The sequence below is a fragment of the Parashewanella sp. 2210YD4-3 genome, from assembly GCF_056591735.1.
The window spans coordinates 99,812-112,734 of sequence record NZ_JBWQOG010000001.1 but is presented as its reverse complement, the minus strand read 5'-3'; the positions used below and the strand labels follow the sequence as shown (position 1 = coordinate 112,734).

General features: G+C 40.5%; 10 protein-coding genes. 8 read left to right on the top strand and 2 right to left on the bottom strand.

The annotated features are described in order from the left end of the window. The first annotated feature begins 79 nt into the window (after nt 1-79). Nucleotides 80-2,266 (top strand): OsmC domain/YcaO domain-containing protein, encoded by a 2,187-nt coding sequence (locus AC1EU0_RS00480; RefSeq protein WP_480299923.1) that lies wholly within the window; start codon nt 80-82, stop codon nt 2,264-2,266. A 72-nt stretch (nt 2,267-2,338) separates the two neighbouring features. Here AC1EU0_RS00480 and AC1EU0_RS00475 read toward each other — a convergent pair whose 3' ends face one another. Further along, nucleotides 2,339-2,578, bottom strand: a complete 240-nt coding sequence (locus AC1EU0_RS00475; RefSeq protein WP_480299922.1) for a hypothetical protein — start codon at nt 2,576-2,578, stop codon at nt 2,339-2,341. Nucleotides 2,579-2,764: 186 nt separating this feature from the next. Here AC1EU0_RS00475 and AC1EU0_RS00470 point away from each other — a divergent pair, with 186 nt between their 5' ends. The 6 genes from AC1EU0_RS00470 (at nt 2,765) to AC1EU0_RS00445 (ending at nt 9,120) form a co-directional block, all read left to right on the top strand. After that, entirely contained in the window at nt 2,765-3,673 is a 909-nt protein-coding gene (locus AC1EU0_RS00470; protein ID WP_480299921.1) for a transcriptional regulator GcvA, read from the top strand. Then, complete coding sequence (locus AC1EU0_RS00465; RefSeq protein ID WP_480299920.1) at nt 3,670-4,296, top strand: alpha/beta fold hydrolase; 627 nt, start codon at nt 3,670-3,672, stop codon at nt 4,294-4,296. Before AC1EU0_RS00470 ends, AC1EU0_RS00465 begins: the two co-directional genes overlap by 4 nt. Beyond that, complete coding sequence (locus AC1EU0_RS00460) at nt 4,289-4,678, top strand: DUF423 domain-containing protein (protein WP_121838764.1); 390 nt, start codon at nt 4,289-4,291, stop codon at nt 4,676-4,678. The genes AC1EU0_RS00465 and AC1EU0_RS00460 overlap by 8 nt, the downstream gene beginning before the upstream one ends. Nucleotides 4,679-4,749: 71 nt before the next feature. Then, nucleotides 4,750-5,832 carry a 23S rRNA (cytidine(2498)-2'-O)-methyltransferase RlmM gene (gene rlmM / locus AC1EU0_RS00455; RefSeq protein ID WP_480299919.1) on the top strand — a complete coding sequence of 361 codons (1,083 nt, stop codon included), beginning with the start codon at nt 4,750-4,752 and terminating at the stop codon, nt 5,830-5,832. Between the two features lie 664 nt (nt 5,833-6,496). After that, complete coding sequence (locus AC1EU0_RS00450) at nt 6,497-8,629, top strand: TonB-dependent receptor plug domain-containing protein (RefSeq protein WP_480299918.1); 2,133 nt, start codon at nt 6,497-6,499, stop codon at nt 8,627-8,629. Nucleotides 8,630-8,712: 83 nt separating this feature from the next. Then, nucleotides 8,713-9,120 carry a thioredoxin fold domain-containing protein gene (locus tag AC1EU0_RS00445; protein WP_480299917.1) on the top strand — a complete coding sequence of 136 codons (408 nt, stop codon included), beginning with the start codon at nt 8,713-8,715 and terminating at the stop codon, nt 9,118-9,120. A 22-nt stretch (nt 9,121-9,142) separates the two neighbouring features. On the opposite strand, the gene AC1EU0_RS00440 is transcribed toward AC1EU0_RS00445, so the two are convergent. Further along, entirely contained in the window at nt 9,143-9,661 is a 519-nt protein-coding gene (locus tag AC1EU0_RS00440) for a DUF2799 domain-containing protein (RefSeq protein ID WP_480299916.1), read from the bottom strand. Between the two features lie 170 nt (nt 9,662-9,831). On the opposite strand from AC1EU0_RS00440, the gene AC1EU0_RS00435 reads away from it, so the two are divergent. Then, the gene (locus tag AC1EU0_RS00435) at nt 9,832-12,864 is read left to right on the top strand and encodes a hypothetical protein (RefSeq protein ID WP_480299915.1); all 3,033 of its coding nucleotides are present in this window, start codon (nt 9,832-9,834) and stop codon (nt 12,862-12,864) included. Nucleotides 12,865-12,923: the final 59 nt, after the last annotated feature.

The window sequence follows — 12,923 nt, the reverse complement described above, 5'->3', positions numbered from 1 at the left end:
GACACTTGCTTCAAAAACAAGGATAATCCTCTTCATTCTTGTTTTTCGCTTTTAAAGCGCACTTCCTTGGACAAACTCAATGGAAATCAAAGTAAATTTTCTTGATAACCTTCGTCTTGAAGCTAAGTTTGACGACTTTACCGTAACGGCAGATCAGCCTATTCGCTATAAAGGTGATGGCTCAGCACCAAGCCCATTTGACTACTTTCTTGCATCTTCTGCTTTATGTGCCGCCTATTTTGTAAAGGTGTACTGTAAAGCGCGTGATATTCCGACGGATAATATTCGTTTGTCGCAGAACAACATTGTTGATCCTGAGGATCGCTATAACCAAATTTTTCAAATTCAGGTTGAACTACCAGAAGATTTATCGGAAAAAGATCGCCAAGGTATTTTACGTTCTATTGACCGTTGTACTGTTAAGAAAGTAGTGCAAACCGAACCAGAGTTTAAAATCGAAACCGTAGAGAACCTTGATGCGGACTCTCATGCGATGCTAATGGGCGCACCTGAAGGTGACAGTAGCACGTTTATTCTGGGTAAAGATTTACCGCTTGAGCAAACCATTGCCAATATGACTGAGCTCCTTGAAGGGCTTGGAATGAAGATTGAAGTGTCTTCATGGCGCAATATTGTACCTAATGTTTGGTCATTGCACATTCGTGATGCCGCATCGCCAATGTGTTTCACCAATGGTAAAGGGGCGACCAAAGAAAGTGCGCTTTGCTCGGCACTCGGTGAATTCATTGAACGTTTGAACTGTAACTTTTTCTATAACGACCAGTTCTTCGGTGAAGAGATTGCGGATAGTGAATTCGTTCATTACCCGAATGAAAAGTGGTTCCCGCTTGAAGAAGATGATTCACTTCCAGCAGGCTTGATGGATGACTATTGTTTAGAAATCTACAACCCAGAGGGTGAGCTTGCAGGCTCAAATTTAATTGATACCAACTCAGGTCGAATCGACCGCGGTATTTGTGCGATCCCGTATACGCGTAAATCAGATGGTGAAACGGTTTATGTTCCTTCCAATCTGATTGAGAACTTATTCTTAAGTAACGGTATGAGTGCAGGCAATAACCTGCAAGAAGCGGAAGTGCAGTGTTTATCTGAAATCTTCGAGCGTGCAGTTAAACGTCAAATCATCGAGCAAGAAATTGTATTACCTGATGTACCACAAGAAGTCTTAGAGAAATACCCAAGTATCTTGGCTGGTATAAAAGGGCTAGAAGAACAAGGTTTCCCAGTTGTCGTTAAAGATGCTTCGCTAGGCGGTCAGTTCCCAGTGATGTGCGTGACCTTGATGAATCCAAGAACAGGCGGTGTGTTCGCCTCGTTTGGTGCGCATCCAAGCTTTGAGGTGGCGTTAGAGCGAAGCTTAACTGAGTTGTTACAAGGCCGTAGTTTTGAAGGCTTAAACGATGTGCCTAAGCCAACCTTTAATAGTATGGCGGTATCAGAGCCAGAAAATTTTGTTGAGCACTTTATTGATTCAACCGGTGTCATCTCATGGCGTTTCTTCAGCAACCAAGCTGAATATGATTTCTGTGAATGGGATTTCTCTGGCACTAATGAACAAGAGTCTGAAACCTTATTTGGCATCTTGTCAGAGATAGGCAAAGAAGTGTATGTGGCTGAGTTTACCGAGCTTGGTGCTTCGGCATGCCGCATTCTGGTGCCTGATTACTCAGAAGTGTATCCAGTAGAAGATTTGATTTGGGATAACACCAATAAGGCCCTAGCGTTCCGCAGTGACATTCTCAATATTCATGCTTTAGATGAAGATGCGCTTGCTGCGTTAGTTGAGCGTTTAGAAGAAAGTGAACTAGACAATAACACGGATATTCCAACTTTGATTGGTATCGTATTTGATGAAAATACCGTGTGGGGACAGCTCACCATTCTTGAGCTTAAATTGCTTATCTATCTCGAATTAGGTGAGTTTGAGGCGGCACTTGAGTTGGCAGAAGAGTTCTTACAATATAACGATAACACTGTGGCTCGTCGCTTGTTCTATCAAGCGATGCAGGCGGCATTAGAAGTGGTATTAGATGATGAACTTGAGCTAGAGCACTTTATTGATAACTTTACTCGTATGTTTGGTGAAGAAGTAATGGAGCAAGTGGTTGGCTCTATTACTGGTGAAGTGAGCTTTAGCGGCTTAACACCTACGAGCATGAAACTCGAAGGGATTGAGCCGCACTTGCGCTTAATTGAAAGCTATAAGAAGTTGCATCAGGCGAGAGCAAATAAAGCTAAAGAGTAGGCTCATTTTGAATAACAAAAAACCGCATCAATGTGCGGTTTTTTGTTTGCCTGAAAGAAGATACCGATAGTATTATTCTTCAGACGTTGTTTCGTCAGTTTGCTGCTTTTTTTCAACTTTGGCAATTAAGATTGCTGATGATGACTCATCCATCAAGCCTGTAAACAGGTTGTCCATTGAGCGATTAAGATCGACTTTGATGTCTTGATGTAGTTGATTGGTGTCAATGGCCGTTTCTGGGATGTCATTAGCAAAAGAAGTTGCAGAAAAGCTAAGAGCCATGATGCCGAATAGTGTAGTAAGTTGTTTCATAATTGCTGCCTCAAAATAATAGTCGCTGTTTCCTGATTGACCTCGCTACTACTTGAGGTGCTTCAGAATTCCTTTCTCGATGGCGCAAAATTTATTCGAAAATACTGGTGTTCACAAGCGATTAAATGTAATAATTTGGATTAGAAAAACTAATCTAAAATCATCGGTCATTTAGAGTGAATAATTATGCCAAGACGTCTTCCTCCACTTAACGCTGTAAAGGCTTTTGAAGCGGCTGCGCGCCACTTAAGCTTCACTAAGGCTGCTGATGAATTATTCGTTACACAGGCTGCAGTCAGCCATCAAATAAAAGCATTAGAAGAGTATTTAGGATTAAAATTATTTAGGCGAAAGAATCGCTCTTTATTGTTAACCGAAGAAGGGCAGGGTTACTTTCTCGATATCAAAGATGTTTTTATTCAATTAGCCGAATCGACAGAGCGCTTATTGGCTCGAAGTGCGACAGGTGCTTTAACTGTTGCTATGTCTCCGAGTTTTGCGATTCAATGGTTAGTGCCTCGTTTAGCTCAATTCAGTGAAAAGAATCCTGATATTGATGTGCGCATCAAAGCGGTCGACAGTGATGATGAATCCTTAACGGATGATGTCGATGTCGCTATTTATTATGGTAAAGGAAACTGGCCTGATGTTCGCTTAGATAAACTGCGCAATGAAGTGTTGATGCCCGTTTGTTCTCCTGCATTACTTAACGGAAAAAAACCGTTAGACTCGATATCTGATATTAAGCATCATACTTTACTCCATGATATGAGTCGTGAAGATTGGCTGCGATGGGTTAAGCAAAGTGGCCTTAAAAATATTAATGTGAACCAAGGGCCTATCTTCAGCCATTCATCTTTAGTATTACAAGCGGCTGTTCATGGTCAAGGTATTGCGCTAGGTTACAGTGTTCTTGCTGCGCCCGATATCCAAGCAGGGCGTTTAGTGGTACCGTTTCAAGAGGCTTTATTGAGTCCAAATGCCTATTACTTAGTTTGTCAAAACAGCCAAGCTGAGTTGGGGAAAGTAGTGGCATTTCGAGAATGGATGCTGGAGATGTTCGCAGAAGAATCTCGAAGTGAGTTGTTACAATGAATCTTATCGTTAACGGTGAAGGGGATACGCTAGTACTGTTTGCTCATGGTGCTGGTGCCGCAATGGACTCAGACTTTATGCAGGAGTTTGCCGAAACACTTGCCAGTAGAAATTACAAAGTCGTGCGTTTTAATTTTGCCTATATGCAAGCCAATAAAGATGATGGAAAAAAGCGACCGCCCGAGCGTATGCCGAGGTTGTTAGCGCATTTTGAGAGTACTTTGAAGCAAGTGGTTGAAGAACACCAGCCTAAACGTGTGTTCTTGATGGGTAAATCTATGGGAGGTCGAGTTGCAGCAATTTTATCAGAAGCACTTGATGTTCCTGTTCTAGGTATCCTTTGTGTGGGCTATCCCTTTATACCTATTAAGGGAGGGAATCCAAGATTAGAGCCACTTCAAGGAGCGTCTCATCCCATTTGTATCATCCAAGGCGAGCGCGACCGGTTTGGTAACCGTCAACAGGTAGCAGAGTGGAATTTACCAGAAAATGTTGAGATGCAGTGGGTGAACGATGGCGACCATAGTCTGCAGCCTCGTAAAATGTCGGGCTATACTTGGGAGCAGAACTTAAAACAAGCGATAGACTATTGTGAGCAATTCATCGGAGAGATTCATGCGTAAAGGAATATTTTTGATAGCCTGTTTAAGCGGTTTTTTAGCCACAGCTCTTGGAGCATTTGGTTCACATGGCTTAAAGACGGTGGCATCGGGTGAAATGTTACAAATTTTCGGCTTGGCGGTTGAGTATCATTTTTATCATACCCTTGCGCTACTTGCTGCGGCATTAGCTGGACATTGGGTTAAATCCAAGTTGTTAGATTATGCCTGTTATGCTTTTATCGCTGGGATTTTGCTTTTTTCTGGCACCTTGTATAGCTATGTTCTGACGGGAACTAAGTTCTTTGCCATGCTGACGCCAATGGGGGGAATGGGTTTTTTGATTGGCTGGTTGATGCTTGCTGCAGCTGTTTATCAGAGTAATTCTGAGGTTCATCCAGAGTAATAACTTTTCTGCTCGTCTAGTGATTTTCGGTTATACTGCCGCATCTTTTCGATTTACCGTTTACAAGATTCATGCAGAACTTAGTATTGTATTGTCGTGCAGGCTATGAAAAAGACTGTGCGGCTGAGATCCAATGGCGTGCTGAAGAGTTACATATTGGTGGCTTTGTAAAAACCAAGCCTAATGATGCCTACGTAGTATTTCAGACTTTCGAAGCCGATGGCGCTGATAAGTTGATGGAGCAAATCAAGCTCAATGACTTGGTGTTTGCGAGACAAATGTTTGCGGCTGGCGAATTACTCAAAGCTTTACCAGAAAATGACCGAGTGACTCCAATTGTTGAATCACTGGCAGACGTTGAAAAAGCAGGTGAACTCAGAGTTGAAACCCCTGATACCAATGAAGCCAAAGAATTGTCGACGTTTTGCCGAAAGTTAACCGTTCCTTTGCGTCAAGGCTTAAAAAAGTCTGGTTCACTTCTTAATAAAGAACACTCAAAACGTCCAATTATCCATGTGTGCTTTATCGCGCCCGGACAAGCGTATTGCGGTTATTCACTAAGTTATAATACTTCTCCTCATTTCATGGGGATCCAAAGACTTAAGTTTCCTTCTGATGCGCCAAGTCGTTCAACCCTCAAATTAGATGAAGCATTTTCTCACTTCTTAACCAAAGAAGAACAGGAAACTCGTGCTAGAAGCGGTATGAATGCGGTGGATTTAGGGGCATGTCCTGGTGGTTGGACTTATCAATTGGTTCGCAGAGGAATGTTTGTGGCCGCAATTGATAATGGCCCAATGAACCAACAACTCATGGATACAGGGCAGGTCAAACATTATCGTGCTGATGGTTTTAAATTTGAGCCACCAAGAAAGAATATTTACTGGCTAGTTTGCGACATGGTAGAGAAACCCTCTCGTGTCGCTGAGTTAATTGAAGACTGGGCAGTAAGAGGTTGGTTTAAAGAAGCTATTTTTAACTTAAAATTGCCGATGAAAAGCCGTTTTAAAGAAGTGAAACAAATATTAGCCACAATGGATGAAGTACTTCGTGATAATGGTGTAGAGGATTTTAAAATCCAATGTAAGCATTTATACCATGACAGAGATGAAGTCACTGTTCATCTTTGGTTAAACCCTTCTAAAGGATTTTAAATTAAGGGTTGTATTTTGTGACACATGTAAAGCTATGGTGAAAATCATAGCTTTTTGTTTATAGGGGCTGTTTATCTTTCAGGATTAAATTTTGTGCTATTTGAGCGCTTTTCTGTTCAACCTAAAAACATCAGTTGGGAACGTTCTCAGGCTTAGATAAAATTGTTGATAACAAGGCGAAACTTGTAGCAAGTAGTTGTTCTACTTGCAAAAGGTTCAACGCAGTTAGGGGCAGTTTTAGCAAGCTTGTGAGCGTGAAGCGATTCATCTAATGGGTGAACCAACAAAAAACGAAATGTCTTTATCATTTATCAGGTTAAACTCTAGCTTAGCGCTCAACTGATGTTTTTAGGTTCAAGGCGTGAGCAGTGAAGCTTAGCAATCTAAGTGAACTGGTCACAACACAGAACAGGAAGCGCTCAAAAGCATCGAAGACAGCGTAAATTGTTCATTTCTGCTGCGTTATCGCTTGTTCATGTGGAGTAACCACACTTCACAAGCTCCGCCTTGCATAAAATAACCAATTTATCGCTGCAAAAATCATCTCGAAAGATAAATAGCCCCTAAATAATTCCCTAACTTGATATTGGTCAATTTAACGTTAATGAGAATGAATTACATTAACGCTCGTTTTTGACACCACAATAAAAAGTATGGGTCCATTATGAAGTTATCACCTCTATATTCTGCCATGTTGGCCGTTTCATTTTTTTCAACTCCAACCTTAATTGAAGCCGCAGAAAAGGAAGCTGCTGATAAAGACATTGAAGTGATTCAAGTGCAAGGTGTGCGTCGTAAGCTCGAACAAGCGGGTCGCCTAAAAGATGTTATTCAGCAGACTGAAGTGCTTGATTCGTTAATGATTGAAAATAAGAATGCGTTAAACCTGACTGCTGCGATTAATAACGAACCGGGTGTTAACGTTTCTAATGAGTGCTCTATGTGTGGTGTTAAGCGCATTATGCTTAACGGCATGAAAGGTGAACATACCACGATTCTGGTTGATGGTTTGCCAACCCATACTCTAATTTCTGGCTTCTACGGTGTTGATGCCATTGCTACAACAGGTATTGATCGAATTGAGGTCGCTCGTGGTGCTGGTGCATCTTTAATTGCGCCAGAGGCTATTGGTGGCACAGTGAATATCATTACTAAGCAAGCGTATGATAATCAAGTGGCTGTTGATGTCGCTAAAGGCTCTCATGACTTTACCGCAATAAAAACAATGGCGACGGGCGTGTCAGAAGATGGTACAACGGGTCTCACTTTGGTTGGTCAGTATGACAAACAAGATCAGGAAGATCATGATGATAATGGTGTGAGTGAAGCGCCGTTTATCGAAAATAAATCTCTTACTGCACTTATCAGCCAAGATGTTGCAGATACCAGCAATATTCAAGTACGACTCTCTAAGGTTCAGTCTGAAATTTTTGGTGGCCCAGTTATTGGCAAGAATGTGAAATCCATTGGTGCAGCCATTGCCAGTTACGATAAAAAAGAATCTGAGCATTTGTTTGAAGATGATGACGTTCGTAAAAAATACATTGGTAAGCCTTGGGAAACGACAGAGTGGATCAAAACCACTCGTGATGAAGCTTACGTTAAATATCTTTCTGAATTAACGGATGCAACCGTTGCTGAGTTTGCTGTGAGTTATGCTAAGCATTTGCAAGACTCATTCTATGAGGGCATTGATTATCAGGCTAATGATAAGATGACTTATGCTCGAGCCAAGTTTGATACTGAGTATAACGATGAGTTATCGCTCACATATGGTTTAGACATTCGTCATGAAAAAATGCGTTCTTCTACAAAAGCTTTAGAAAATAACCCGCAATATCAAAGTGATTCATTCGACTATGAAACCAAAGGTCTATTTTTCCAAAGCACATGGACGCCGATAGATGAACTAGAGGTAGCGACAGCTGTTCGTGTCGATAGAGTAATGGCTGACTTTGTTGACCCTAAAAAAACAGGAGTAGAGATCGAAGAAACCTTTATCGCTCCTCGTTTAGACATACGTTATTTTCACAGTGATGAACTAACCTCTCGCTTCTCAGCTGGGCGTGGTTACCGTGCGCCACTTTCATTTTTTGAAACGGATCACGGTATTTTGGATGCCAATAAAGGTTATAAAATCGATATCCATTCTTTAGAAGAATCACTGTCAGCCAGTTACTCTTTAGCCTATGACGCAGATGATTTAGCCATTACCACTTCGGTGGCTCATTCTAAAGTAGATAACCTTGCCAGCCTCGAAGAAACGGATGCAGGTGTGCCTTTACTCACTCAGCTGAAAGACAGTGCTTCGGTAACCACCTTCGATATTACAGCGGGTTATACCATCAATGATAATTGGACAGTAAATGCTAGCGTCGAGAAATTCGTATACGACAAACACTTTCGCTCGTCTTACTCTATTGCGCCTGTCGAAGAGCGTGCAAGCTTTGAAATTCAATATGAAAAAGAGAACCTAAAAGTCTTTTGGTCAACCGTGTGGTTTGGTAGTAAAGATTTGGCTAAATATGGTTACGAGGGTTACAACAAAAAAGGGGATAAGAGCACCAAGAAAACGCTTCACGGTCCAGCGTTCTCAACATCTGATATCAAAGTGCAATATCAGTTAACTGAAAGCACAAAAATCTATGCCGGAGTTTCGAATATCTTTGAAGAAACTCAAATCAAACGTGGTGATTCACCATTGTTCTTCGATGCCAATGGTGGCTATGACGTAGCCTACATTTATGGCTCACTTCACGGTCGTGAAATCTATGCAGGTGTTGAAGTTAAGCTTTAATGTTTACCATTGTTATTAGTCGAATATTACAAGTGCTCATTTTGAGTACTTGTGTTTTTTCGCTCAATATTCATGCAATGAATATGACCTTGCATTCACTTAGAGGTGGGCAAGAGCAGATTGACGTTGCTCAAGTAGGTAAGCTATCTGTGGTGATGCTGTTTCAACCCGAATGCAGCTGGTGCAAAAAGCAAGCACAGCAACTGACTCAGCTTCAGCAACAGTGCCAACAACAATTTCATATCAGTTTGATTGGTACCAATGGCTCTAAGCAGCAACTAAAAAGAAGCCTTAAACATTACGATGATGGTTTGCTTGCAGCGAAAGCCAGCAATGTTTTTTTAAGAAAAATTGGTGGCTTTAAGGCTTCACCCACGACGATCTTCTTCGATAAAAATGGCCGTGAAGTCGCAAAGCGAAGAGGCTTTATTCAGCCAGATAAGTTCAAAAATGCAATAAAACTATTGTCAAAGGGAGAGTGTCAAATCTAGGCACTCTTTTGGGTTAAAAAAGTCAAAACTCAATATGCACAGATACATCAGGTTTAGATAAGTTATCTATTCGTTTTTCGAGTTTGTCTATTTGTTCTTGTAGCCGCTCTTTTTCTTTAAAACTTGGCTCATTCGCTATTTGATTACGAAGTTCTCTGATTTCGCTTCTTAGTTGTTGTTTACGTTGCTCAACCTCATATTGCTGTCGACCCAATTCAAAGTTCTTAATGAAGTCAGAATTTGAACAAACACCATGGTATGTTATATCTGATTTTCCTATTCGATAGCCGTTATCAGCGCGGCAATATTTTGTCAGCCCTTTTTTATAGCCCCGTTGCCACTCTTGAGTATCGACTTTGATTGGAGTCTTGGCACAAGCCTCTTGATATGTCGTAACACTGGATGACGGATTACCAGCATAGCCATCATCAAATCCCTGTAAGTACCAGTCTGTTGGTTTACATTCCCAAGGTTTAAAAAGTTGGCAGCCCGAAAGTAAAAGAGGAGCTACCAACACTGAGATACACATTTTTTTGGTCATATCGAATCCTTGATACTTGTAACGTTTATGAATACTCACATGTTTCAATAAATAATAAAAGATTTGCAGTGTGTTTACAGAGCTGAAGAAAAGCTGTCAGAGATAAAGAATGGCAAATAATTCTGTGTTTTTTTGTGATAAAACATGGTCTTTCGAATACAAAAGCCGCTATGTCCTCACCAAAAGTTCCTTTAATCTCGCCGCCCCCGCCTACTCATAGACTTGTTTCGAGAGAAGATTCGTGTGCTCAAGAACTAATAGAAACGGTGCTTTTTTCAAGTGTTGATGATTTAGCCACATACATACAGGGTAATCCAAAAGCGAATTTTAAAATGAGAATGGCAGGGGTAGATGAACTGTTGCCCATACATTTAGCGAAGAAAAGAGAGTACGAAAAACTAAACCTGATTGTTGATCACATGATTAGGCGAAATAAAAATCTGGATTTTGTATCTTCTGAAAAAAGTCAAACTTTGTTGCATATTCTGTTTCAAGACTCTAATAACCCTTCACCGAATCAAATTGCGTTAATGAAAAAACTGCTATCTCATCTTGATTTGATGAGAGCCGATGGCGAAAAGCACTTAGTTTTGGAATTTGCGTTAAAATCGGAGTGGGATCAACAAGTTGCACTACGTGCTGAAGTGATTGATAAATTACGCCAGCAATTTGAATGTGAGACTTGTTTGATTCGAGGAGAACCTTTAATCATGTTCGTGTTAGAGCATGCTGAACAGTATTCGATGGAATTACTGGATCAACTATTAAAAGAGCATTTTGCAGTCATCTGTGAACATGATTTGAAAGATTTGAAAGATTTGAAAGATTTGAAGCTAGAAGTGACAGGATTGCCAGGCGAAACTCAAAAGGAAAAAAAAGAACGAGAGAGTTACATGGCTAGTTCTAGAAGGCGGAGTTTTTCATTTTCTAAGTTAGATGAATTAAATAAACCTAAGAACCAAGAGCGTCTAAGAAACATTCATAAACCAGTTGAAGAAAAACCAAAATTTGAACTTAAAGTTTCTGATGAAGAGTATCAACCACTTCCTGCCGTGCTGAGGAAAAGTGAAAGTGACCTACCTACAACGGTAGAAATGTCTGCATCACCTCTTCCATCACCATTACCGTCACCTCTAGAAGACCGAAAACACAAACTTAGAGAACTGGGTGCAAATCTTAAGTTACGATTAAAAGTGAGCAGTGAAAAATTAAAAAGAAAATTGAGTAGGCGCCCACTTCCGGAAGATAAGCAGCCTTTGTTATTAAATGTAGAAGTCCCTCGTACAGCTCCTTTAATAAAAACCTCTAAAGGTGATCCCGTATCTTTACTACCTATACGAGAAATGACAGGAAAAGAAAAAGAAATAATGAAGGCTAAAGTAAGGGTCTTATGGGAACATCAAAAAAAACGCAAGGCACTAGAAGCCCGAACTGAAAAGGTGGCAGAACAGAGAAAAGTATTAAGAGATGCCAAAAAAATTCAACTAAAAAATGCTATTAGGGAAAGAAGGGAAAGAAGGGAAAGTAGGAGAAGAAAAGAACGTCACTCTTCAAGTTCATCGACAAGCTCTCGACGTTCAAGCTTATATTCAGTCCACTCACTTACATCACCTACATCACCTACAGGCTCTCTTATTGCAGATGACGCTTTTATGGACTCGTTCGAAGAAGCTCAGCAATACAAAATTCATCGTAAGCGTTGTGACGAATATAAAACAAAATGGAAAAAAGCGATTACCAGAGTACAGGCGGCTAAAGCTCAGCACCAAGTTGGTTGGAACCCAACAATGTTTTTGGTTGAAAAGAAATTATCGGGAGAACTTGAACAGTTAACGTTTGAAACGGAGTCTGAATTTACCCAGTTATCTCAACAGGTGAAGAGTGAAGTTAAGAAGTTTAAGGAGGAAAATCAGTCAAGCACTGATATGACAACTGCATGTAACAATACCTTAGACAGTATGTGTGATCATCTAGAGCGATTAAATTTTGAGGACACGTTTCAGAACGCTGCTGTCATTGCAGAGCAATCAAGTCGCTTTTTGTCTCAATTAATTGAAAGTAAAGATGTCATTAAAGAATGGAAATTTGACACTATTTCAGAGGCGACTCAGAGACTTTCAACTCTTACGGGAATAGCCGCCAATATGACTCAAGTAGGCGCTGGGCTTACTGCTCAATTTTCTTCAGGTAACGTCGCTGAAATTGCTTCTCAAGTTGCGCAAAGCAGTGATGTTATCAACACCTTGCAAGCCAGTTTACACGAAGCCCAGCAAATGACCGTTGACATCTGTGGTCTAGCGAAAGAGTTTTTACATAAGGATGGTGAAATACTCTCGTTAGATGACCTTAGCCTTAAAGATGTACTCGCAAAGTCGGCAGAGTTCGCAAAACGCCTGTTACAAATAGTTAAGAACTTATTAAAAGCAACAAAAGGGATTTTAGATTTAGTGGGTAATGCTTCAGGTGCAGTGGGAAAAGCCATTCCTGGCTTTAGTATTGTCGTTAATTTACTTGATATTTTACAACGCTCAATCTATCTGGCCAATAGCGCTCATTCTTATGGTGTGCTTTCTGAAATGAAAACCAGAGTTAAAGATATTTTGATTGATGATCCTGTACTGGGTAATGCGTTTAATGAACAAGGAAAAACTAAGCCGATTGAATTGAAAGGGATTGGTGATGGGACGGTATATGATGCTTCAGAAGAAGATATGTTGGAAGCTCGACGATATGAGCTTATCCGTGAACTTAAAATACTTTGTGCTAAGCGCATCATTCGAAACTCTTACAAGATATTTTTTGATATCTCAAAAATTGTAGGTGAAAGTTTAGTGTTAGGAGGGGTAACGGCTCAAGCAGGCGAAGGCGTCAAAATTGGTGTTACCGCAACATCAGCTACGATAGAAGGGATCAAGTTGATGAAAAGGCTGTATCACAACTATAAACATGATAGAAAATCTAATGAAGATAAACATGATTTGCGCTGCCGATTGATGGAATCCATGTTCCTATTAATGGTAGATTTTCTTGAACAAGAGATATCGGACGAATTGGATATTTCATTGCATGCTGATATGTATGCAGAACTAAGTGAATTCTTTTATGCGATAGGATTAAAGCGGAGCGACTTTATTGGCAAGCCCGTAAATAAAGAAACCCTCCAACACATATATAAAACCTTAAAGGCCAGAGAATATAAATAACCGGATTCAGGTTAAATAAAAAAGCCTCGAATAAATCGAGGCTAATATATTCAAAGCTA